The 23525-nt window shown below is 46.8% G+C and carries 20 protein-coding genes; 8 read left to right on the forward strand and 12 right to left on the reverse strand.

The window, feature by feature from the left end; genetic code table 11:
- Positions 1-96: 96 nt before the first annotated feature.
- The 9 genes from V202x_RS25345 to V202x_RS25385 form a co-directional block, all read right to left on the reverse strand.
- On the reverse strand, positions 97-546 hold the full coding sequence (locus V202x_RS25345; RefSeq protein WP_145179580.1) for a DUF1801 domain-containing protein: 450 nt from the start codon (positions 544-546) through the stop codon (positions 97-99).
- A gap of 147 nt (positions 547-693) precedes the next feature.
- Entirely contained in the window at positions 694-1299 is a 606-nt protein-coding gene (locus V202x_RS25350; protein ID WP_144988503.1) for a nitroreductase family protein, read from the reverse strand.
- A 146-nt stretch (positions 1300-1445) separates the two neighbouring features.
- Positions 1446-1829, reverse strand: a complete 384-nt coding sequence (locus tag V202x_RS25355; RefSeq protein ID WP_145179581.1) for a hypothetical protein — start codon at positions 1827-1829, stop codon at positions 1446-1448.
- Positions 1830-2104: 275 nt separating this feature from the next.
- Positions 2105-2575 (reverse strand): hypothetical protein, encoded by a 471-nt coding sequence (locus V202x_RS25360; RefSeq protein ID WP_145179582.1) that lies wholly within the window; start codon positions 2573-2575, stop codon positions 2105-2107.
- Between the two features lie 314 nt (positions 2576-2889).
- Positions 2890-3768, reverse strand: a complete 879-nt coding sequence (locus tag V202x_RS25365) for an alpha/beta hydrolase (RefSeq protein ID WP_145179583.1) — start codon at positions 3766-3768, stop codon at positions 2890-2892.
- A gap of 252 nt (positions 3769-4020) precedes the next feature.
- Complete coding sequence (locus tag V202x_RS25370) at positions 4021-4527, reverse strand: hypothetical protein (RefSeq protein ID WP_232098707.1); 507 nt, start codon at positions 4525-4527, stop codon at positions 4021-4023.
- Between the two features lie 46 nt (positions 4528-4573).
- Entirely contained in the window at positions 4574-7999 is a 3426-nt protein-coding gene (locus V202x_RS25375) for an efflux RND transporter permease subunit (RefSeq protein WP_145179584.1), read from the reverse strand.
- A 9-nt stretch (positions 8000-8008) separates the two neighbouring features.
- A complete protein-coding gene (locus V202x_RS25380) occupies positions 8009-9451 on the reverse strand; it encodes an efflux RND transporter periplasmic adaptor subunit (RefSeq protein WP_232098709.1) in 1443 nt (480 codons plus the stop codon).
- 268 nt (positions 9452-9719) lie between these two features.
- Positions 9720-10184, reverse strand: coding sequence for a hypothetical protein (locus V202x_RS25385; protein WP_145179585.1), 465 nt, complete (start codon positions 10182-10184; stop codon positions 9720-9722).
- A gap of 622 nt (positions 10185-10806) precedes the next feature.
- Here V202x_RS25385 and V202x_RS25390 point away from each other — a divergent pair.
- The 7 genes from V202x_RS25390 to V202x_RS25420 all read left to right on the forward strand — a co-directional run bounded on the left by V202x_RS25390 (position 10807) and on the right by V202x_RS25420 (position 19880).
- Entirely contained in the window at positions 10807-11976 is a 1170-nt protein-coding gene (locus tag V202x_RS25390; protein ID WP_145179586.1) for a DUF58 domain-containing protein, read from the forward strand.
- On the forward strand, positions 11966-14296 hold the full coding sequence (locus V202x_RS25395) for a transglutaminase-like domain-containing protein (protein WP_145179587.1): 2331 nt from the start codon (positions 11966-11968) through the stop codon (positions 14294-14296). Before V202x_RS25390 ends, V202x_RS25395 begins: the two co-directional genes overlap by 11 nt.
- Positions 14297-14382: 86 nt before the next feature.
- On the forward strand, positions 14383-15360 hold the full coding sequence (locus V202x_RS25400) for an AAA family ATPase (RefSeq protein ID WP_197993091.1): 978 nt from the start codon (positions 14383-14385) through the stop codon (positions 15358-15360).
- Positions 15361-15419: 59 nt separating this feature from the next.
- Positions 15420-16106 carry a hypothetical protein gene (locus V202x_RS25405; RefSeq protein ID WP_145179588.1) on the forward strand — a complete coding sequence of 229 codons (687 nt, stop codon included), beginning with the start codon at positions 15420-15422 and terminating at the stop codon, positions 16104-16106.
- Positions 16103-17722 carry a permease gene (locus tag V202x_RS25410; protein ID WP_145179589.1) on the forward strand — a complete coding sequence of 540 codons (1620 nt, stop codon included), beginning with the start codon at positions 16103-16105 and terminating at the stop codon, positions 17720-17722. The genes V202x_RS25405 and V202x_RS25410 overlap by 4 nt, the downstream gene beginning before the upstream one ends.
- A 44-nt stretch (positions 17723-17766) precedes the next feature.
- Positions 17767-18708 (forward strand): DUF1559 domain-containing protein, encoded by a 942-nt coding sequence (locus V202x_RS25415; RefSeq protein ID WP_145179590.1) that lies wholly within the window; start codon positions 17767-17769, stop codon positions 18706-18708.
- Between the two features lie 173 nt (positions 18709-18881).
- Positions 18882-19880, forward strand: a complete 999-nt coding sequence (locus tag V202x_RS25420) for a DUF1559 domain-containing protein (protein ID WP_145179591.1) — start codon at positions 18882-18884, stop codon at positions 19878-19880.
- A gap of 30 nt (positions 19881-19910) precedes the next feature.
- On the opposite strand, the gene V202x_RS25425 is transcribed toward V202x_RS25420, so the two are convergent.
- On the reverse strand, positions 19911-20108 hold the full coding sequence (locus tag V202x_RS25425; protein ID WP_145179592.1) for a hypothetical protein: 198 nt from the start codon (positions 20106-20108) through the stop codon (positions 19911-19913).
- A gap of 136 nt (positions 20109-20244) precedes the next feature.
- On the reverse strand, positions 20245-20478 hold the full coding sequence (locus V202x_RS25430) for a hypothetical protein (protein ID WP_145179593.1): 234 nt from the start codon (positions 20476-20478) through the stop codon (positions 20245-20247).
- A gap of 301 nt (positions 20479-20779) precedes the next feature.
- Between V202x_RS25430 and gltS the strand changes: the two genes are divergently transcribed.
- Positions 20780-21976, forward strand: coding sequence for a sodium/glutamate symporter (gene gltS, locus V202x_RS25435; RefSeq protein WP_145179594.1), 1197 nt, complete (start codon positions 20780-20782; stop codon positions 21974-21976).
- A 132-nt stretch (positions 21977-22108) separates the two neighbouring features.
- Here gltS and V202x_RS25440 read toward each other — a convergent pair whose 3' ends face one another.
- Positions 22109-23488: a DcaP family trimeric outer membrane transporter gene (locus tag V202x_RS25440; RefSeq protein WP_145179595.1), complete on the reverse strand. Its 1380-nt coding sequence runs from the start codon at positions 23486-23488 to the stop codon at positions 22109-22111.
- Between the last annotated feature and the right edge of the window lie 37 nt (positions 23489-23525).

Below are 23525 nucleotides of genomic sequence, written 5' to 3' on the forward strand. Positions count from 1 at the left end.
ACCGGACCGCCGCCAAGTGACTCACCATTTGAAAACGACTAGATCGGTGGCTCTGGTGCAACGCCTTGTTATGTCGCTTTGAAATTGCAGACACCTTTAGAATACGTCTTCGCCGGGTAATTCAGAGGCCTGACGTACCCAATTCGTGAAAGCTTCTTCGTCTAGCTCGTCATTTTCATAAATGTGGAAGTACCGCACGGTCTTCTGCTTGGATTCTATTGGCGGAACAGGATTAAGAGACATGCCCGCGAAAAAGGCCACTTTGACATATTTTGTGGTGCAGTCGAAGGCGACAAACCAGCCCTGACCCTCGATGCCATAGAACGGCGTGTTCCACCTCACGGCTTTGCGTACGTTGGACACAGTGTAAACGATCATTTCGTCCAAACGCCGCCCGATCTCACTTTTCCATTCTGGCATGGCTTTGATGTAAGCCTGAACTGGAGCGTCGCCATCACCTTTCGGGATTTGTGGATTGCCGCCCGTGAGCAGTTTCGGCTTTGCAGCGGCTCGTTTGGGCGTAGTCTTCGTCTTTTTGCGAGCCATTGTAAGTGCCCTCAAGTTTGCGGCATACCAATTACTAGACAGAATTAAGTTCTGTCTAAATCTATCAGGATTTCTGTCTATTATCAATTGCAAGTTTAAAAGGTATCGACCGGGCTCCGATGCTACGGATTGTTCTATTACTAGATACTAGAAGCTGTTATCCACAACAATCTCTTCGAGAGGTAACTGCCCCGGTTTTGGCCACGCATCTTTGAGGCCTTTGCCAATGGCCACCATCGGTCCCATGACGTGGTCGTCCGGTAGATTGATGAGCTCTGCCACTTTTTCGATGTCAAAGCCAATCATGGGACAAGACTGATAACCAAGTTCCTGCGCCGCCAGCATCAGCGTTTGCATTGCCATACCGATTGACCGTTGGGCTTCATCCCTTTGCAGCCATTCGCGTCCTTCATGAAACGGGCCCATCCAGCCCACAAGCAGTTCAGCAACCTCTTTTGGCGCATTGACCCAATATCGTTCCGGTTGCTTCTGCCATGCTTTCATATCTGCTGTGAAAAGCACAAGCAGGGACGCATCGGTCATCTGCGACTGGTCATTTCCGAATTCCGTGCGAATCCGCGATCGGAGCTCCGGATCGCGCAGAACGACAAAACGCCAGTGCTGAATGTTAAAACTTGTCGGGGCAAGTATGGTTGCCTCGAACAAGCTACGTTCCTCAGCTTCGGAAAGAGAGTGTTCAGGGTCAAAATGCTTGATCGCACGACGATTGCGAATGGCTTCCAATGTATTCAAGAGAAATCCTCCCTATTTGCAATAGAGTGTCCGACAGAACGCAAAAGTCGGTACACAGAACGTTACAGATGATAGAAAAAAACTGTTTTCTTTTTCAACAAATCAACATACGCGACTTTGACGAACAAATCCACATACGTGTTAGGTTATTCGTCGCAGTTTGGATACGTGGTGAAAGAAATAGTGAAATTAAGATCTACGATCCTTTTGAGTGTTGCGTGGTCGATACCAAGATTAAAACCGTGAGTGTCGCCAGTTTCTATACCGATATTAAAATCTTTAACATGACAAGTATCTAAAATCGCTTTGAGATCAGGCTCCAAATTTTGAATCACATCAAGAAGATTGTTGATATTGTCAGTTGGAAGTGCGTTACAATTTGAATGGGAATCTTCAACTACCGCCCACCAAACACCATCATCATTTTCACAACGGAGCAAATCAGCGTGTTTATCAAAATGCTTACCGAGCAGCGTAATTTCTTGATAACTTTTTAAATCTAAATCAGTGTTTAAATAGTTTGTATTCATTAGTATCAAGATATCTAACTATTGATAGACAGAATCAAATTCTATTTAAATTTATCAGGACTTCTGCCTATTATCAATTGATACGATATGGACTTGCGTCCCCAATTGGAGTTGATTAGGAAAGATCGACATGACAGCGGATTTAAAAATCTTGTAACCATCTACAGCAGGTCACACGCGGCCGCCACCCTGGGCGAAAATGGAATCCGTCAAGATGGGTTATGAGGTGAGTTCAATATCATAATCTAAGTATGAAAACCCAAAAATAACCGCCGTTACTTGGGAGCACCTGAGTCAGAATTTTCGGTATCAGAAGTTGGCTTTTTTTGATCAACTTCTTCTTTTATAATTTTATTCCCACTGAAGGGAGCTTTCAGCCGCCCATCTGGCGATTCAATAATGATAAATTCATTCGGATCCTTCTCCTGTTGCACAAGCGTTAGCATGTCGATCCCCCAGGTAACCTTATAACCCAGCAACTGTAGTTTCTTGATTGCATCTAGAGCTTTTTCTCGAGCCGGGCTGCTCAAACTGGAGGCATGCTCTTCAAGCACTTCCCAACCCTTGGGACCAGTTTTATGCTTCATCGCACAAAATCCATAAATTGTTGCAACAGTTCGCAATGCTGCTTCTTCAGGATCTTTGGGTGTCGAACTTGTGGGAGCTGATTGAGTAGCAGGTCTGCCACAACCCACAATCAGCGAAATGCCTAGAAGTAGAACACAAGCAAACTGGACACGAACCATTTGATTTCTCAGCTTTCCTAAAATTATTTCTTTAATCTTATCTAAATCTAACTACAGTAATTTGGAAAAAATCATAAACAGAGATTTCCTAATATGAATCAGCTTGGAAACGCTCCAGATATAGACAGCCATGATTATAACTGCTGCGGTTCTCTCGTGTCTAACGCGTGGTGATTTTTCTCCATTTTTTCAAGATGGACGACGTTGATTTGGAGATCTTGTGCAAAATCATCACCTGCCAATAATCTGAGAGTTGCGCGAATGAATCGGAAGACACAACCGGAGTGTCGGCATTATCTCTCGCATACCACTTATCACTGCGAAACTAATGGATCCAGAAACTGATAAAGTTGCTGTGTTGCCGGGTCATCGGGTTTGCCAAGGTCGTTATTCAGGCGACTGTGGTTACTATCGCTTTTACCATATGCTGTTGTGGGAATCTCCGACGCCTTCAGGACACTTTCCAATCTTCGCGCCTGAGCTCTTGTGTTTGGATTGCCGGGAAAATAGAGGATGAGGAACGGCGGTATGCCTTTGCCTTTCTTCACATGTGTTACGGCAGAAAAATCAACATGCTTCTCCGGATCGTTTCCGAATTTTTGCCGATGACCAAAGGTAAACATCTTGCCGCCGTAGAGTGCCTGGCGGAACTCTGCTGTCATGATGATCTTGGGGATGTCGTAAGTATCTCCGTCAACCGGAATACAACCTTTGAGCACATCAAACGACAGCCCTTCTTTCTTTAAATAGCGATCGTCGATACAAATTAATGCTGCCAACTGAGCGCCGGCGGAATGTCCCCCCACAAAGATTCGGTTGGGATCACCGCCATACTTGGCAATGTGTTTGTGCACCCAAGCGAGCGACTTGGCGACATCGGCAATCAACTCCTCCATGTTCACTTCCGGAAGAAGTCGATAATTCGTTGAAACAAAGACAAAACCGCGATCGGTCAGTACTTTCGGTTTCAGTGCGACATCACTCTTGTCCCCAACTTGCCATCCGCCACCGTGAATCCAGAAGAGGACGGGCAGGCTCTTCTTGGTAGGATTTTCCGGCGTGTAAATATCAAGAACATGACGATTGTGACCGTTCTCTACGTATGGAATATCTGACGTCAACTTCTGTGCAAGCGCAACGTTATTGAGGGATAGAAGTGGGAATACGATAGCGAGAATGAGTTTGGGGTTCATGCTGTAGATTCCTGTTCATTGCAAGATGGCGGGAAGGATTATCGAATGCGGCTTCAACGTAAGTGTTTTCACCTTACAACAGTGGCGTTACTGATGCAAGAAAACAGATTTTGTGGACCGCACTTTTTTTTAGCAGAAATTGCAGAACTATTTTCTTGTTTTTATCTATGTGACAGTGTCAAAAGACCGCCGCAACTGTTTTTAAGCAATGGCGGCGACCTCAATAGGTTTCTTAGCTTCATTCCAGATAGTTTATTCTTTAAACTCACCTTGAGAAGGCTTGCCATCAACCTCTCCCAGAACAGTCCCTTCAAAGTTGGCTACATTACCAATTCCAGGATCTGTCCCCACGAACTTTGTTGCTTTCCCGTCAGTTTCATCTTGGGGGACCAGTTTCACTGTCATGGGAGGCACGACTTTTCCCTCTTCTGTCTTTGTTTCTTTTGTAGTTAAAGTTAGTTCTTTGGCTGTAACCGCCACTGGTGTTTGTTCATCGTCACCGATAAAAAGAATCATGCATTCCTGCTTGGCATGATCGGCGGTGAACTCGGCGTGATGCTTGCCAAGATCAAATACAACACCTCCGTTCGGTCCCGCACCGTGGACGTGTGGTGCCTGTTCTTTGTTGCTATTGACTTCATTATTCTTTTCGGGTTGTGGTGTGGTTTTAGTCGTCGGAGCGTCTGTGCCGCCTTTGTCTGAACAACCTGTGACAATTGACGCCGCTAGAATCAGGCTTAAAATTTTTGTATACATCATTTTGTTTTCCTTTGCATTAGAAAAATAGTGAGAGTGTATTTCATCTTTATACAGCTCGCAGTAGTTCTTCATCAGAACTTTCATTGCGGACTAGTCGATCGGCATCTTTCCCCGAGAACTTCCAGAATAGTCCGGGGTGAATAAAAAATTCGCAAAACGTTGAAGTGATTAATCCTCCTAAGATTACAGTGGCAACGGGGTATAAAATTTCCAGCCCCGGTTTGTTACCACCGACAACAAGAGGAACTAATGCAATACCGGCAGTCAACGCGGTCATCAAGACCGGAGAAAGTCTTTCCAGACTGCCGCGCAATACCATTTGAGGGGTAAAAGCTTCTCCCTCTTTTTCCATTAAATGGAAATAGTGAGTGACTAGCAGAATTCCATTGCGAACGGCGATTCCTCCGAGAGACACAAAGCCTACCATACTTGCTACCGTGAGAGTCTGATTAGTTAGTACCAGTGCGAAGACACCACCAATGAAGGCTGTCGGAATGGCATTCAAAATTTGAAACGTGATTCGGACTGACGGATAGAGCATCATAAGAACAATAAAAATTCCTGCGACTGAAACTATCGCCAGAATAGTAATTAGAAACGTGGCAGACCTCTGTGCTTCAAATTGTCCTCCGAACTCAACAAAGTAACCGGTCGGCAGAGCGACCTGATCACGCACTCGTTTTTCAATCTCAACGACAGCGCTGGCGAGGTCACGTCCTGAGACATTACTACGTATTGTTTGTCGCCTTCTGACATTTTCCCGATTGACCAGATTAGGACCACTGGCTGACCCCGGGAAATCAGCCACCTCTCGTAAACGAATTTGCCCTCGTCCATCAGGAAGATCAAGGCGCAGCTCTCCCAGGTTATAGGGATCGGAACGGTATAGCTCATTGAGTTTAATCACCAGGTCAAATCGTCGTTGCCCCACTAATACTTGTGATATCGCTTCGCCTTTTAATGCAGTCTGCACAAAATTGGCTACGTACTCCCGACTCAGTCCGAAAAAGGCCAGTTCATCTGGCTTGAGAACAACATGCAACTCGTCTACTCGTTCTTGTGGATCGATGATCGGGGGCGTGACACCTGGTACATCAGCGATGACATCGCGAACCTGTCCGGCCAACTCGCGCAGTTTATCCAGATCATCCCCATAAAGCTTAATACCAATCTGGGCTTTGACGCCGGACAACATATGACTGATGAGGTGTGAAAGCGGTTGTTCTGCCTCAATTCCCACCCCGGGCACGTTGGAACGCAAATCTGAAAGTAAAGTATCCAGAAACTCATCACGACCGTGATCGGAATCGGGGTTCATTGTCAAAATGTACTCACCCACATTGACTGGTTGAGCGTGCTCATCCAGTTCGGCCCGACCGGTCCTACGAAAAAAGTGTAACACTGGTCCATTTGGGTTGTCCGAAGATTTCTGCATTTTCACAAGTTGCTTGTCGATCAGGGCAGATGCTTCATTCGATGCTTTGAGGGAAGATCCACCCGGTAAAGTCACGTTGATCTGCACACTGCCTTCATCAAACTTGGGTAGGAAATCAGCTCCTAACTTCGACAATTCCCAAACACTAAAACCAACCAATACCCAGGTCAAAACCAGTAAGATTCCTGCACGTCGTATACTGAAACGAATCAGGAAGCTGGCTCCCCACTTTAGCACTCGCAGTAATCGACCATCCTGGTGGTTATGCGTTGCCTTTGCTTGAGGCAGAAGGTAGTAAGAAAGTACCGGTGTGACAGTCAGTGAAACCAGTAAGGACGCCAGGATAGAGACAATATAAGCAACTCCCAGTGGGGCAAACAGGCGACCTTCCACACCAGACAGAGCAAAAAGTGGCATAAAAGCCAGCACAACGACTGCTGTGCCAAATATGATTGCCGAACGGATTTCTTTGCTTGCTTCATATACGACAACAATAGCGGGTTTAGGATTGGGACTCATGTTGTTTTCTCCCAGACGTCGAAAAATATTTTCCACGTCCACAATCGCATCATCCACCAGTTCACCAATGGCAACTGCAATTCCCCCCAGCGTCATCACATTAATAGAGAGTTCAGTTCCAGTAATGACACCAATAATCCGGAATACAAGAGTTGTGATCACCAGAGACAGAGGAATGGCCGTCAGCGTAATGAACGTCGTGCGTAGATTGAGCAGGAACAAAAACAGTACGATGACAACGAGAACAGCTCCAATCACAAGCGCTTCCTCAACGTAGTAAATCCCTCGATCAATAAAACTCTTGAGCTGGAATAGATTGGTATTGATCACAATATCGGCAGGAAGTGTTGATTCTGCATCTTTCAGTGCCGCCATCACATCATCAGTCAATTTTCGCGTATCAGCATGCGGTTGTTTGACAATCGTAATCACGACTCCAGCGTGTCCATCAATACTGGCATCACCACGTTTCGGAGCAGGGCCTTCCTCAATTCGTGCCACATGGTGTAACAGCACAGTTCGATCCCCATTCATTTTGACTGGGGCTTTTCGGAGTTCTTCCAGGACGTCGTTTGCAAGCGAGCCAAGACGACCAATCACCCGCACAGGACGTTCCGTCTGGCCATCGATGATGAACCCGCCACTGGCATTCAGGTTATTAGCCTGGACCGCTGCCTCAACTTCTTGAAGCGAAACGTTATATTCTTGTAGCTTGATCGGATCGACCAGGACCTGATACTGCTTTTCATCACCACCCATGACAATGACTTCAGCGATGCCAGTTAACTTCAGTAATCGCGGTCTGATCACCCAATCCGCCGTGGTACGCAGATCCATGCGTTCTTGCAGAGGAGTCGGGAAAACAACTTCGTAGGACCGTTTATTCCAAACAAAGGTCACGTTTCGTTTCGGGCTTGCCTGATTCCATTTGGGATTCTCGACTTCGACTTTCTTCCACAAACTGAGATCGTTTCGGCTCACCGGATCCCAGACAGTTAGCACAGCCTTACCATCGCTTTCAGTACGTTCTGCCAGAAAAGGTGTTTGTCCAACTTGCGTTAAATCTCCACCTCGCGGTCCTTGTCTGCGATGAATCCCGATGTGAAGAATCTGTCCCATAATGGATGCCTGGGGGGTCATTATCGGGCGGATACCCGGTGGCATCGGTACATTTGCCAGACGCTCTGAAACAATTTGCCGAGCGTATCGAGGTTCGGTTTCCCAACTGAATTCGACGTAGATGACGTTCATACCCTGACCGGACTGACTGCGAACATCTTCGACTCCATTGGCTCCCAGAATTGCTGTTTCAATTGGAAACGTAACAAGAGTTTCGACTTCTTCGGACGACATGCCAGGGCACTCTGTCAGAATGACGACGCGCGGGCGATCGAGATCAGGGAATACATCGATCGGTAATGTTGTCGTTAAATAACCGCCGTATGCCAGGACAACAACACAGGCTGCAAGAACCAGTGTCCGATGAGTCAGTGAGAGTCGGATGATAGAGTTAAGCACGATATTCCCCTATTTCCCTTCGTCTTCGTTCTTATGGAGGCTGCCATCCGCATGAATGTGGTAGCCTTCTGGTAAGTCATTTCCCGATGACGATTTCAGCATTCGATTCAACTGTTCGGCAGAACTCTGTACAACAAAAGAACCGGGGATGAGTGATCCATCATTGGCAATGACGGTATAGCGTCGATCTCGTTCCAGGACTCGAACTGCCTTGCGTTGAAACGTGTTGACATTCTGGAGAAATACAAATGCTTCAGCATTGTCACGAGCAACCGCATCCGTAGGAAGTACGAATACGTTTTCAAGCTTTTTGGTTCGAATCAAGATGCGGACTTTTTGGCCAGGGCGAAATCGCCAAAGTACCTGGGTCCTTCCATTTTGTTTCACTACTCGAGACTGATTCTCTAACGGCATACGGAAGGCAAAGGTACGGTTAACCGGATCAATGACATTTGCCAGATGCTGAATGAGAAAATTTTGATTAACGGGAAGCCAGTCTGTAAACACATTTTCTTGAAAGTCGATCTCAACAGGCCAGCCAGCTTTCATACTTCGCTCTAGAAGTGGTATTTCGTCTCGAAAAGCACGACCTTCTATTGAGAGTAGCTGATGATTTGCGAGTAGACACAGCATCTGTCCCGTTTTGACCTGCTGGCCCAAGTCAACTTTACTTTCCTGAACTTCGAAGATGGGGGAGGATTCTGGTTTTACATCCTTACCTGTCGCCTGCATTACTGCTGAAGTTCCCATTGGTCTGGACTCATTAGTTTGAGAGGGAACGCGAATATTCAGCTCTTTCACAAAATTACCGGCAGCGATTTCTTTCAATTGTTTCTGTGTAAACTCCCGATTGAGCAACTCCTGCTGATATCCCTTGATAGCAACTTTAAGTCGCGTGATTTCATTGGCGACTTCAATAATCCGGGAACCGGGGATTGCCCCTTTTGCAGACTCTAAACGCTTCTTCTTTGACTCTACGAGTTTGGTTTCCTGCGTATCTTTAAACAGTTTTGTTTGGGTCTGCTGCAAAGACTCGCTAAGAATACGAATCGTGTAGAGCACATCTCCCGGGTGAACAGTGTCACCTGGAAAATAATTCATTTTTTCAACCACACCATCGACGGGAGAAATAATACCGCGGTCACTGTGGCCTGGTCGATCGATGACCATTCCCGGAACCTGTAGCGTTTTCCAATAGGTCTCTGGTTGTATTGATTTCACTTTCAAACCCAAGTTGGCAATGGCCTGATCTGATAGAATGATCTGTTCGGAAGCTGAGCTTTTCGTATCACCTGGCTTTGTTTTTGTGGTGGAAACATGATCCGATCTGGCTGTCCTGTTCTGTTGTAATAGAGGCAACCAATGGTCACGCGTGAAATACCCGGTAGCGATCAGTACCGCTACGAAAGCCATTGTCAGGATGGGTTTCACTGTTTGAAGAAGTTTCTTCATGATTGTTCCTTTACAGGTAAAGGAGGAACAGGCGCTGAGGACCACAGGACTTCAAGGATCAGCCCTGTCCCAAGCAGAACCGAATTAAAAAATGGACACATCAATACCTCCCTCGCATCTTGCGAAGAACTAAGGAATTAAAAGAGAAATTGTCCGACCACAAACGATAGATTGAAACGATGAAACTTATCGCGCAAGGGGTCGACGCCAAAAGCAGAGTCCAGCGCATACCAAGCTGATAACTGGTACTACCTGCATAATGAGATGCTTATATTAAATAAGCGTGGTGGCGGATAAAGAGCGGTGATTCTGAATCAGGGGGCGCGCATTGAAAATCATACTGTCTCATTGCAGTGTTCTGCAAAAAGACACAGACTGAATCCCACCCGAGAGGAGCCCATTGTAAGAGGTCTACCATTCCTGACTCGAAAGTGGAACGTGAACCCACAGTCATATCCGTATTGCTGAGATAGACAGCAGATGAATCGTGATCAAAAGGCGATTCAAATTGCGTCGAATTTTGCTTTTCATGATCCGAATGATGTTCATCGCTATGATTGTGGTCATTAGGGCAATGGTGATGAATTCCATCTTCAGAGGGATGACTTACGTGAATATGTGGACGTAAGCTGTGCCCCGCAGGCTGGTTGCCTCCGTGAGAATGGCCAAAAGTAACTGACTGAATCAGCAGTACACAGGGCATCAAGATGAGGGACACAATTTTTCGACTCATATCCAGACTTTCGATATTAAATGCCAAACCCTAAAACATCCTAACGCTCGTATTTCTAAAGTCCAGACTCAACATCAAAATACTCCCGTTGAGGTATATTATATCCATATAACTGGGAATCCTAAACCATGGAAAATTTGGATGATGGGCTTGCGTGTTAATCATGAACGATATCATTGTCTCCAGTTGTCTTCTGGAGATCACCATCATTGCTCATCCCTCTTCAAGCACCGTCAAACCCAACCAAAAGACACTTCAGTCCGGAAAAACGTTGTGTTTTCCCTACCTCTTTGAATTGACTAACTTCTTTGATATTAGGCAAATAACCATAATTCTCCGATACAACCAAACACTATAAATAAAATTGCATTAATATTGCATATTAATTGTAATTGCATATTGAATTGGTTTATTGGGCTGTAAATAATAATTCTTATATGCTTTACGCTCATTTTTCTCTCAAACCTAGGGGGTAAACGTCCCTGAAGTTCCGTCTGGTAAACTATGTCATCAAAAAAGTCAGATTGAAGAAAGTGTCGGTTCATTGAAATTCCGAAGTCAATCGTTGGTCTCAGCACTGAATTACGATTTTTGTCCTCAGTTCAATAAATGGGTTTATTGGATGAAAAACCCGTTTTGGTGCCTGGCGATCAGTGTTCTCACAGCGTTGATTTGCGGGATCCTTGTGAATACCGCCATTCTTTACATTGCGGGAGCAATCTCGCTTGTCGTCTTAAGCGGTGTGGTTTGGCCCTGGATCAGTATGTCCGGAATCGTTGCCGAGGTGACATTCAATAAACGCAGGGTCCGATGCGGTGAATCTGTAGGCGCCCGACTGATTGTTAAAAACCGCTGGCCCTGGCCGGCTTGGGGGGTTTATCTCAGGCATCGTTTCTCTGAGCAATCTGGCCACTTATGTGAAGTTGCTATTGAATACATCCCTGGCTGGAAAGTGAGTGAGTTCAACTGGTCTTTTGCTCCGCAGAAACGCGGGGTTTATTCTACACAAACCGCTTTTCTGGAAACCGCTTTTCCCTTTGGTCTCTACCGAAAAAAAAGGGAACTCTCCGTGGAGTCAAAATTGATTGTCTGGCCTGAAGTGCAGACTCTGACGTCCATGCCGGAAATCAGAGAGGTTAACTCAAGCGAAGACAGGTTTGCTTCCAATCGCGTCGGTGATTTCGGAGATGTGACAGGCACGAGGGAGTTTCGCATTGGGGATTCCCTGCGGCGCGTTCACTGGGCTCAGACGGCAAGGCAGGGACAGATGATTGTGACCGAGCGGCAGGCCGCATCTGTCTGTGCTTTAAGAGTGATTCCCGATCTCAACCCTTCCAGTTATGGAACGAAAGCGGAGCATCGAGCTGCTTTGGAAGCCGTTCTGAGAATTACCGCCAGCATTTGTGAGTCTCTCCATCAACAACATGCCTGGGTAGAATGTCTTGTTGGCGACAAATTATTTCGTTGTGAGAATGATTCTTATGAACTCAGGAAGCTGTTTGATGCCTTGGCACATGTTCCTGTGGAAGGCGTCAATGACTCCGCATTGCATCACAAAGTTTCATCGCTTTCTCAAATTGTCGTGACCACGAGTCGTGGGTATGAAAAGCACCTTAGTTTTCGTCACGCTCAGCACAATCAGAGAATTATTGTCGTTCATGATCATTTTGAGCAAGAAATGGAAGCCGCTTCTTCCTGCCAGTGCGAACCGTGGTTAAAGCTGAACGATCCGGAAGAAAGCCGGAATAAAGTGTTTGTCGATCGATGGAAGAAAGCCTGTTATGCGACATAACGAGAATACAGCTTTATCCAGTCCCGTTCTACACATCACGACTATCGTAATGGTTCTGATCGCGGCGTTGGCGCTTTCAATCTCCGATGCGGAAGGACGTTATTCTCGAATCTGGATCGCGGTCAATTTTGGGATTGAACTTTCAGTAGTTCTGTTGGGAATGCGCTATTTTGTCCGTCTGGCAAAAGAAATGAAAAACGATGCGTATATTTCTCCGCTCCTATTGGCGGTCATGTTGCTCAGCCTCCTATGGGAACCGGTTAAGCGTGCTGTTTGGGGAGAAGGCAGACCATTTGAACTCATCATGATGTTCAGCGTGAAAAATACCTTATTGGTGATGGCAGCCGCCGGTTGCTGGAAACGATATCAGAAGATTGCCATCTGGGGATCTCTGTTTTTGATTATCTTTTCAGCAACAACGAATTCGAGCCGCGATATCATCGTTCTGATTGGTCTGGAATTGATTGTTGGCTTTTTCTGGCTCTTTTATTCTTATTGGAACAGCATCAGAGCTTACCTGATTCCGACACTGGAAAAACATCAATGGCGAAAACATGGAATCTTGTCCTGTCTCGCCTTGGTTTTACTTCTGATTCTGTTTATGTCGGGAAATAATCCCATTGTCCATGCGTTTAAAGGAATCATGCCCAGTTCTGGCGGCGAAGGGTATAAAGATCAATACGCGAGAGATGGCTTAGGTGATGGCGATTTGCTCGTGGCCGGAAAACATGACATTCGTAGTTTTGCGCCTGTGGAAAATGCTCCCTTTCTATCTTCAGACGAACCCAGCCTCTATGACATTATGTTTGACACCTACAACGATGACGGGGAAATGGCGAAAAATGTCGACCGTGCCATTAGTCTGATAATGCAGGACCAGAAGATTGAAGAGAGAGAGCTTCCGGAATCGGAAAATATTAATCGCCATTTTTCCACAGCCAGGAAGCAGAAACCTGAAGAAACAAAATCGAACGAGGGGCTTAAATCAGACGCATTGATGTATGTGTCTGGCAGGACTCCCTTACACCTTCGTATGGAAACTTACGATATTTTCGATGGAGTGAAATGGCACAGCGAACCACTAATCAGAGACCGCAAGGGAGGCTTCTCGCTGAAGGAACGATTTGAGAAGCCTTGGATCGTTGTGAATACCAATGTCAGTTCTCTTTTTCAGGAATGTCGTAACGAGCTGCATGTCATAACAAATAATCATTTAAAGTCCAATCAGCTTCCCGCGCCACTTCACTTGAAAGAAATTCATATTGACTATCTCGATCGGACGGACATGTTCGGCTGGCATCAGGAAAGTGTCGTCAAACTGGATCGAAAAGAGTTACCGCGGCTGGTTCCCATTCGTTTGATCAGCCATTTTCCTGATCCTGATCTGGTTGAATACCGTGATGTAAAACATGGAACGGCTTCGCATCGAAAACAACACTTGGCGTTACCGGAAATATCTGTCATCAAGAAAGTAAAAAAACTCGCCGAAGAGATTGTTGCAGGCGTTGAAAATGATTGGGAACGAATCCGAAAAATTGAACAATACCATCGCGATCAATTTCAGCATGATCGAACGATTGCCTTTAATGGAGAGACGGGGTTACCACTCGAAAAATTCTTGTTTGAGCAAAAAGCGGGTCCGGATTATCTGATTGCCACATCAACGGCATTGATGCTCAGGTCTCTGGGGTATTCCACCAGAGTGGTGAGTGGCTTTTATGCCAGTCCGGATGATTATGACCTGGCCTCGGATCATACCCCCATTCATTCTGACGACGTACACTTTTGGGTAGAGGTAAGAGTGGGACTTGGTGCGTCTTCCTGGTTTACGGTAGAACCGACTCAAGGCTATGAGGTTTTGGGTCCACCACCTACCACGTTTGAGAAGATTTATCATGCGGTTGTGGGGGGACTGCTCTGGTTCTGGAAACATCTTTATCTTTGCCTGACTCTGATTGCCTCCGGATCGATTTTGTATCATTTTCGTTTCGTCTTCACCGATATTCTCCTGACAAGGTGGTTCTATGTTTTTGAACCCCGCGATATCAGAAAATTAGTTCTCCGTACACTATGGCTGATTGAATTACGGATGCGGTGGACCGGTTATCGACGCCCGGAGTCAACTACGATCAATCGATGGTTTCAACAAACGTCAGAACATATTACAGCGAGTTCACAGTCATTAAACGAACTCTCTTCGTATGCAAACTGGGCGACCTATTGTCCGGATGCGTCAAAAAATATATCTGAAGAAAAACTCAATCACATTAAACATTGTTGTTTTCAAGTCATCCGGGAAGCACGTTGGAAGAAAACTTGAATGTGAATGCGGGAGAGAGACTTTACAGCAGGTATGTTGAATATTTTATTTTATTATTGATTTTTTCAATTTGATCGAGTGTTGCAATGTCAGCGATGATGAGTACAGATTCACAAACTAATTTGGATCAGGAGTTTGGTTGTATTAACCGGCTTCGTGAAACTCTCAACCACGCGCTAAAAGGGAAAGCGGAAGTCGTTGATCACGTGATTGTATGTCTGTTGGCTCGAGGTCACTTATTAATTGAAGATCGCCCCGGTCTTGGCAAAACAATGTTAGCCAAAGCATTAGCCAGTTCCATTGGAGGTAAATTTGCGCGGGTTCAGTGTACTCCCGATTTATTGCCGAGCGACATTACCGGGTTCAATATCTTTAATCAGAAAACACATGAGTTTGAGTTTCGCACCGGTCCCGTTTTCTCTGACGTGATGCTCGCTGATGAAATCAATCGGGCCACGCCAAGGACACAAAGTGCCTTGCTGGAGGCGATGGCGGAAAGACAAGTGACTGTGGATGCAGTGCGCTATGAACTCGCACAGAATTATTTTGTCATCGCAACCCAGAACCCGATCGATCAACATGGCACCTATCCATTACCTGAAGCTCAGCTTGACCGTTTCTCAATGAAACTGAGTATTGGCTATCCGGGCGAAACGGATGAATTGAAGATGCTTGAGAATGCCATTGATGACAAGTCAGAATCCGACAGCGATTGCGAACCTTTATTTGAAGAATCACAGCTATTTCGCATTCAGAAACAGGTGGCTTCACTTCCCGTAATTAGTTCCGTCCAAAAATATTTGATCAAACTTGGACAGGCTACCAGAAATCATCCGGAAATCTCTCTGGGTTTGAGTCCTCGGGGTTTATTAATGTGGCAGAGAATTGCTCAGGCGCGTGCGTTTCTTAACCAGAGACAATATGTGATTCCGGACGATTTTATTGAGACCGCAGTTCCTGTTTTGGATGTCAGGCTGGGCGTTGATCACGAAGATTCCATACCGGTCATCGAGGGAATCATGGAATCAACCAGCGTTCCGAAATATGAAGTCCCAGCTCAGTAACATACAATACTGATTTTCCTGGGGTAACAATTGGCACCTCAAGATGAAAGACTTGCAGAATGAACGGTCCTAATTCTTATTTATCAATACCATTTTTATTGTTTGCTATCGTTGTTCTCGCTGTTGGCTGTGAAGAGTCTGGAACTCCTGCGGTTACCACTGACATGCATGAGGACTTCGATCACACGCACAAACACGCGCATGGGGAAGGCAGTGAACATGAGCACGAACATCAGGACGGGTTCGAAGGCTCTCATACTCATCCTCACTCCCACAGTCACCGACATGGTGAGCCGCTGTTCGGTGGGAAAATTACTTCAATAGGACATTCACATCACAAAGGAGGAGAAACGCATTACCATGGAGAAGTCATGCCTGTGATGGATGGAGTCATTACCTTTCACCTGTTAACGGAATCTTCTGACGGTAAGTCTAAAAGTTATCCAGTCGAAGAGAAAGAGATCGTCTCGTTGATTAATGAGGTCAACGGAGAGCCGATTCGAGCGAGTGAACTTGTATTCGCTTCCCAAAACGATAAAAGTCCATCTTCAACGTTTGTTGCGACCATTCCGGATAAATTCAGTGAGAGCCAGAAGCTGCTGATTGTGATTCCCAAGATCACCCTGGGGGGAGAGCGTCTCAATTTTAGTTTCACTGTTGATCAGAATAATGAGAGCAAGGAGAACAAGGAAAGTCAAACAACTGATTCAGAGCCGGATTCAACTCAGCCGGAGAAGGCAAAGTGAAACACAGGTTTTTAATTGCCGATGGTCCCGGTTACACGGGATTTCTCACCGATTTCAACACGACATTTTGGAGTGGTGTGCTTCGTGTTGCTGAAGCGATGGTTGCCGCAGCACCGTTTCTGGTGGCAGGGGTATTCGCGGCAGGAATCCTTCGTGGAATGGTGGGGGCCGATCGCACCCGCAAGATTCTGGGCGTCGGTCATTGGACGGGACCCTTTCGTGCGTGGGCCCTTGGAATCTTGTTACCGATTTGCTCATTGGGAGCATTACCTGTCGCACGAGAACTGCGTCGGGCAGGAGTTCCCAGCGGAACGGTACTCAGTTTTGTCCTTGTCGCTCCCGTTCTCAATCCTGTATCGATTATATATGGACTCAGTCATATTACGCCCATTATGTTGGTCTATTTTGGTGTCGGCACGTTTGTCGTTTCGGTTGGCATCGGACTCATTTGGAATCGAGTGATCGCAGACAATCAGGATGTTGAGCCGGAACAGATCGAACGAGCGCCACGCGATAGTGTAAACCGTTTGCTCGTGGTGGGCGATACGGCAGCAAGAGGATTTGTAGGACCTGTTTTTATTGACTATGGGTTGGCACTCCTGGCTGTTGGGTTCCTCGGGGCCTTTTTACCGCATGGGGTTTTACAGACCGGTTTGACACGCGACAATGCCCTGGCACCAATTATTATGGGACTGGTTGCCATTCCCGTTTATGTCACTCCGACAGAAGTGATGATGCACTTTGGTCACATCGTCCAGGATGGTTATTCGCTGGGTGCTGCTTTTGCTCTGATCCTTCTTGGGGCGGGTGCGAATGTGGGAGTGGCGAACTGGCTTCGACGCGACTATGGTCTGAAACCGTTAATGTTATTCGTATCACTTCTCATCGGCTCTACCCTGGTCATAGGCATCACCGCCGATCGCACGCTCATACACGGTAATGCGACTGCCACCGATCATACTCATGCCTTTGATCCGTTTACTCGGTTGGCGAATGTCGAATCAGCTCAGGCAAACCTGGTATGGGTCATCAGAAAAGTCTCTAAAACCATTCGTACTGATGAAGCCTACGGGTTGGGGCTATTGCTGATCATTATTTTCGCAGGCCTTATTTTAAAAATATCCGGGAAGCGACTTAGTGTCGAACATTTACTGGAAGATCAGCAAGACGAATCTGAAGCATCGAATGAGTTAACGAATCCAAAGTGGGATCCCGCCCTTTCACCAACTCAGCTTGTTGCGGCTGGGACCCTTTGTGTTATCAGTCTTGCTATTGCGGGTCTGTATCTGTTCTATCCTTCGGCTGACAGTCTTTTTGATGACATGAATTCGATTCGTACCTACGTCTACGATTCCGTAAAACAGGAAGATGTCACCGAAACAAAGCGTCGTTTAAATCAATGGCGAACACACGCTGGAAAGCTAACAACCAGTGTGTTGATTCGCACCGGAGAGGTTTCAGCAAAACGCCGCGAGTGCGTTGATGAGGTCCTTTATAGCCTTGACACTTTGGAAAATCATATCGCGACAGGAAAATTTCAAGAAGCGAAATCATTAATTGTCTATGTCGAGAAAGTCTATGGACGATGTCGAACTGAATTTCGGAATCAACCGTAAGATAAATTTGCCTTAGCCGTTTTAAATATCACGAAAGAATTCAAATGTTTGTTAAAAATCAAAGCATTAAAAGAAGTGGATTTACCATCATTGAATTGCTGGTAGTCATTGCTGTGATTTCAGTACTAATCGCCTTATTATTACCCGCCGTTCAACAGGCGCGCGAAGCAGCCCGCCGTGCAGCTTGTAAAAATAACATGAGACAAATTGGGTTGGCGTTCCATAACTATGAGTCGGCTCACCGCGTTTTTCCGCCAGGGTATATTCACAAGCCTGGTCCCGCCGGATCGCCAGCGGCAATAGCCAATCATGCAGGTCTTGCCTGGGGATCGATGATTCTTCCACAACTCGAACAGGCAAGTCTGTATCAACAATTTGATTCCCATGTTCCTGTATGGGATGCGGTGAACCTTGTGCCTCGGGAACAGCATCTTCCTATCTTTCTATGTCCTTCTGACCCTTATTCCGCCGGTGCTTATGTGGTCCGGGATGATTCAGTCACTCCGATTGAACAATACGCGGCAGCCAGCTATGCCGCCAACTGGGGGCCTTCCAATGCCACAGTGAATCTTGATGATACACCACTTCAAAGTAGAGGCGTTTTTTATCGCAATAGCAGTACTCGTGTTCGTGATATTGCTGATGGTCTCTCAAATACACTCGCATTAGGCGAGAGAACAAATGGCCCACTTCCCACCAGCAACCCAAGTGCCGGAGGGCATTCAGCCTTTGAAAATGCCTGGCCTGCTGCTGTTCGGGAAGTCACCGATTATGCAGACGATCATGGGCATATGGTTTTGTTTGAAACTCAATTTCGTCCCAATCAAATCGATGGTGATGATAAAGGGCTTTCCGCTCCTCATGAAGGAATTTGCCACTTTGTTCTCTGTGACGGAGCTGTTCGTGCCATCAGCGAAAATATCGACGCCTCGATTTACAACGGCCTCGGCACCCGGGCTGGGAGCGAAGTGATTGGAGAATATTAAATGTCGCGGACTTTGAATATTCAGGTTCCAACTCTTGTATCAGGCTGATCTGAGAAGCAGTCTTTTCCCAAATAGAAATTCCATGTGAAGAAAAAGTTTTAGACACCTTAAATCATGAGTGTTGCTCAGAGATCCTCATGCCCCTACAATGTTGAGTTTGGGGAGCAAACAGGATGATTAATGGTAATCGAACTCGCGGGTTTACACTGATCGAATTTCTGGTCGTCATGGCGATCATCGCTATCCTGATCGCGTTGATTCTGCCAGCCGTGCAGAATGCACGCGAGGCGGCCCGGCGAACGCAGTGTAAGAATAATCTGAAACAAATCGGGCTGGCATTGCATAACTATCAGTCCACTCATTTACGGTTTCCGCCAGGATTCTGTGCGGACCTTGCAACAGATGGCGGCGAATGGTCGGTTCACGCGCGACTGCTGCCTCATCTTGAGCAGGCGAATCTCGCATCTCTGATCGACTTCGCGGACACGCACGGAAGCGGTGACAGTGCCACCATCGCCGTTCGGAAAACTCGCGTGGCACCGTACCTGTGTCCGAGCGAGATTCAGGACCGTGTTCGAACCGACGACAGTGGAAACCCTACTGACTATCCAGTCAACTACGGCTTCAACTTCGGAACATGGCAGGTTTGGGACAACGCAACGCAGAAAGCCGGCGACGGGGCATTCACTCCGAATTCGGCCTTCGCGCCAGCCGAGGTCACCGACGGACTGAGTAATACTCTTGCTGCATCCGAAGTCAAAGCATTCACACGTTATCTGCGAGATGGCAGTGGCGGCGGACCGGCTCCCCCGGCGCCATCGGGCATCAGCGCGCTGGGAGGTGAATTTCAGCCTACAGGTCATACGGAGTGGGTGGACGGTCGCGTTCATCAGACCGGATTTACGACGACGTTTACGCCGAACACTGTGGTGGCTCACGCCGACAGCGGAACAACTTTTGATATCGACTATACCTCGTGTCGTGAAGATAAACCGACTTCAACCTGCACGGGACCAACGTACGCAGCGGTCACTTCGCGAAGCTATCACCCGGGCGTTGTGAATGTGTTACTGCTTGACGGTTCAAGCCGCAGCGTCGGTGATTCCATTGACGCTACCGTCTGGAAAAACCTCAGTGCCCGGGCCGACGGTGCGACCATCGGTGAGTTTTGATTTGGGTGCTGTGGGCGGGCTATTCAGAGTCTATTGCAAGTCGAGACAATATGGGGGCTGAACCCTTAAATCCTCCCCGAATTCGTAGACGGCTCCTGTTGAATGATGCGCACGCTTCGCTTCCGCCTTCATCGCTCTGGCTACGCGACGGCATGGCGCACGAACGAGTGTCAAGGATTGAGTGAGTGGCCACCATTTCGCGAAGACTTCATCTTTACATTCACTCACAAGTCACAGTTCCTCAAAGGTTGGTCTAGATTCGGGTCGTTTTATCTACGCCCGAAAAGATACCATAAAGGCGTTACTCTACTCGTTATTAAACCAAAATCTCATATGCTGCCACAATAAAATTCACGATTAGAATTCATAATATGACCGTCACCTGCAACGTTCGAGTATCCAGTCGAGGGAAGTGAAATGAGTTCAAAGTAAACAGTTCAAGGCGATCATCAAATAAGGCGGCATAGTCTTCATCACTCTCGAAAATCGTCATCCGAGCATTCGTCTGATTGAGTGAATGATAAATGAAACCAGCTTGAGCCGCGCGTTTAGGTCTTCCCGTAATCGAAAATTTTAACGCGATTGAATTGCGAATCAACTAAAAGATTCCTTCCTGACACCTTTTCATCCGGGACACCTTTTTATCCGCATTTAGGATGAGTACTCAAAGAGCTACTTGACATGGTTGCCGATTCAAATCAGTATGTGGACGACAAATAGGTTCCCTGTTTACTGTTTGAATCCTCGTCTCCTTTGCTTTTCAGCCTTGACTGGGAGCTTTACACAGAAATGCGTTTTCAGTTTGAGGTGCAGCGAGCAGCACCGTCATTTCTGATAGTTTCCAGTACCAGGTTGCAGACCAAAACAAATACATAGCAGTTATTTTGAGTAAGAGTATTATGAATACAATCGTCATTGAAGGTTCTGACATTGTGCTCGTGGCGATCTTCGTGCTTTGGGTGGGAGATATGATCACAAGCAAGGTCGCTATTTTGAAAAAATATAGTATTCCTGTCGCTGTGACGGGCGGTTTGCTCTGCAGTATTATTGTGGCAATCATTGCCGGTGCTGGTGGTCCAGAAATCACCTTCGATATGACGCTTCGCGATACTCTACTGATGGTGTTCTTCACGACAATAGGTATCTCCGCGAAGCTTTCTCGGCTCAAGGCAGGCGGGAAATCACTTGGCATTCTCGTTATCTGTGCGGCTGTATTTCTTGTCGTCCAGAACATAACGGGGGTTTTGCTTGCATGGAGCTTTGACGTGGCGCCGGGGTATGGTCTCTTTGCAGGTAGCGTCTCGCTAGCAGGCGGCCATGGTACCGCAATCGCTTGGGGTCAAGAAGCAGTAGCGGCTGGTCTGAAGAATGCCGAGGTGGTTGGAATTGCCTTTGCTACATTTGGTCTTATCGCCGGTGGTATTATCGGCGGCCCTGTTGCTGAGCAACTCATCAAACGATACAAATTATCCCCTTCCACCTCGGAGCTTCCTGGCGACACATCCTCTGATCAAGCGCAGGATAATCCTTTCAAACTTCATCGTGCGTTCGGTGTATTGTTCATAGTTGCCATTTGCCTGTCATTTGGCGAACTCGTAAACTACTGGTTTTTTTCGAATAACATCAAGCTGCCTGGTTTTCTCACCGCGATGATGGTCGGAATCTTCGTGACTAATTTAGCAGACAAGTTTCAAAAACCGCTTAATGGTGGCGACTTTGACATGGTTGGTGAGGTTGCCTTACAACTTTTTCTTGCCATGAGTCTGATGAGTATGGATCTCTCTTCATTCGCGAGTGCATTCGGGATGATGTTCATCGTCCTGAATGTGCAGGTCCTGGTAATCACACTTTTTGCAGTACTAGTCGTGTTTCGTGTCATGGGGAAAGACTATGATGCAGCTGTCATCAGTGGTGGTTTTTGCGGTCTGGGTATGGGAGCGACTCCAGTGGCAATCGCCAATATGAATGCGATCACTGCAAAGTACGGACCATCGTTCAAAGCGTTTCTTGTGATTCCTTTGGTTGGTGCTTTCTTTGTTGATCTCCTTAACGCTTTGATCATAAAGTTTTTTCTTGGACTACCATTCTTGCAGTAGATACAGCCTGGAACTTGATTTCTCTGCATAGAGACCTAGACAGATCCTACCAAGTTACATCAAGCTGACCTTCGAATGTAATGTCAGCCGCAATGCAGATTGGAGTGTATACTGAATTGAATGAAGTGCACTTCAAGGCAAATCGAAAATAAACGAAGCTTGAATTCGATGAGCGTCTCCCGTGGCACCATTCACGTTTTTACGTATACCGTAGAGGTATTCGACGCCGACCTGGACGCGTTCTAAGGGGGACCAGATTAAATTAGCGGCCAGATAAGTGGTCTCGTCTACATCGTTCGGATCTTGAAAGGGAGTTGTACCCAAACTGTTTTCAGCATAGGTGAAGTTTGAACTCAGGTCCTCGTTCCAGTCATGTGTCATACCGACCATCCAACCAAAGAGAGACAGCAATCCGCTACGATCTGTGGCAGTGGGGGCGGCGTCTGGAAGATCGCGGTAACTGCCAATACCTTCACCAAACACGATTTGTGAATACGCTTTGGTTGAATCCGAAAGCAGGTAAACTCCCGTAAAGTTGAATCCCCAGGCGGGGCCGGTAATCACTGCTTGTCCTGTTGGCTGGAAACCTACGATGCGATAAAGGCCCGCTGCCTGAAACTGGCCCCGCTCCCGCAACAGGCGTAGATGCCCAACGAAGTCAGGTGAGGGGTTTCGTGGTTCTCCTGTGATTCCAGTGGGCGTGTCAATAATGAATCGTGTGTCTTCGACTGCTAGCGCCAAACTTAAGTCATCATGAAAAATCGTTTGGGTCCACCTGGCTTGTGCTTGTCGCCGATTGACGTTGGACACAGAGCCTTCGAAATCAAGAGTTGCAGGCGCGGCTGCCACATCAGTAAATGTGGTCCATGTCTGTCCTACCAGTAAAGAACCCACTTCGCCATAGGCATGCCGAAGGCGAAACTGATCGTCTTCACTGAAAAAATCACCTTCTACATAAATTCGAATCACTTGCTCATCAGAGATCCAGCGGGTGTCAAAACTCAAACGAGATTGTCTGGCGTGAAATCGTGTATTTGTGCGGGGCGGTGCGCCGACCGGTATGTCGGTCGTAATAAAAGAGTCGGTCGAGTCAATAGGATTGAAGTCGTGTATAAAATCCGCTTTCACGAAGCCACCAAACTTCATTGCGACATTGGGACCAAATACAATCAAGCCTCCCTTGAATGCAGGAGGGGCATAGAGATTGAGCCCAAGATTTTCATAGGCAAGTGACCGGGTTGTGTAAGGTCCCACGAATCGTTGTTCATCGACTTGATCAAGATTGACATAACCAGTTTCTCCAAATTGTGGCACAGGCTGTGCTACTGAGTCCCTGTTTTCCACTGCAGGAGCAGGTGGTACAAATTCCGTTTGTATTACTTGCTGGCTACTGTCGATTGTACTATGCGCAATCGCTAACTCCGGGTCGGAAAACAGGTTGTCCTGTGCCCACCCGCTAATGGGGACCAGAATGACAATCAGGATTATGATCAATCCTGTGTAAGATCGCATTGGATTGGTTTGTGAGAAGAGAATGATGAGAAGAGAG

The organism is Gimesia aquarii, from assembly GCF_007748175.1.
Taxonomy (GTDB): Bacteria; Planctomycetota; Planctomycetia; order Planctomycetales; family Planctomycetaceae; genus Gimesia; species Gimesia aquarii_A.

Excerpts from the sequence above, each read along its gene's own strand:
- V202x_RS25370 (WP_232098707.1), bottom strand. The coding sequence starts at position 4,527 with ATGATGTATACAAAAATTTTAAGCCTGATTCTAGCGGCGTCAATTGTC.
- V202x_RS25360 (WP_145179582.1), bottom strand. The coding sequence starts at position 2,575 with ATGGTTCGTGTCCAGTTTGCTTGTGTTCTACTTCTAGGCATTTCGCTG.
- V202x_RS25400 (WP_197993091.1), top strand. The coding sequence starts at position 14,383 with ATGTCAGCGATGATGAGTACAGATTCACAAACTAATTTGGATCAGGAG.
- V202x_RS25380 (WP_232098709.1), bottom strand. The coding sequence starts at position 9,451 with ATGAAGAAACTTCTTCAAACAGTGAAACCCATCCTGACAATGGCTTTC.
- V202x_RS25420 (WP_145179591.1), top strand. The coding sequence starts at position 18,882 with ATGATTAATGGTAATCGAACTCGCGGGTTTACACTGATCGAATTTCTG.
- V202x_RS25405 (WP_145179588.1), top strand. The coding sequence starts at position 15,420 with ATGAACGGTCCTAATTCTTATTTATCAATACCATTTTTATTGTTTGCT.
- V202x_RS25415 (WP_145179590.1), top strand. The coding sequence starts at position 17,767 with ATGTTTGTTAAAAATCAAAGCATTAAAAGAAGTGGATTTACCATCATT.
- V202x_RS25365 (WP_145179583.1), bottom strand. The coding sequence starts at position 3,768 with ATGAACCCCAAACTCATTCTCGCTATCGTATTCCCACTTCTATCCCTC.
- V202x_RS25345 (WP_145179580.1), bottom strand. The coding sequence starts at position 546 with ATGGCTCGCAAAAAGACGAAGACTACGCCCAAACGAGCCGCTGCAAAG.
- gltS (WP_145179594.1), top strand. The coding sequence starts at position 20,780 with ATGAATACAATCGTCATTGAAGGTTCTGACATTGTGCTCGTGGCGATC.
- V202x_RS25395 (WP_145179587.1), top strand. The coding sequence starts at position 11,966 with ATGCGACATAACGAGAATACAGCTTTATCCAGTCCCGTTCTACACATC.
- V202x_RS25440 (WP_145179595.1), bottom strand. The coding sequence starts at position 23,488 with ATGCGATCTTACACAGGATTGATCATAATCCTGATTGTCATTCTGGTC.
- V202x_RS25390 (WP_145179586.1), top strand. The coding sequence starts at position 10,807 with ATGAAAAACCCGTTTTGGTGCCTGGCGATCAGTGTTCTCACAGCGTTG.
- V202x_RS25355 (WP_145179581.1), bottom strand. The coding sequence starts at position 1,829 with ATGAATACAAACTATTTAAACACTGATTTAGATTTAAAAAGTTATCAA.
- V202x_RS25385 (WP_145179585.1), bottom strand. The coding sequence starts at position 10,184 with ATGAGTCGAAAAATTGTGTCCCTCATCTTGATGCCCTGTGTACTGCTG.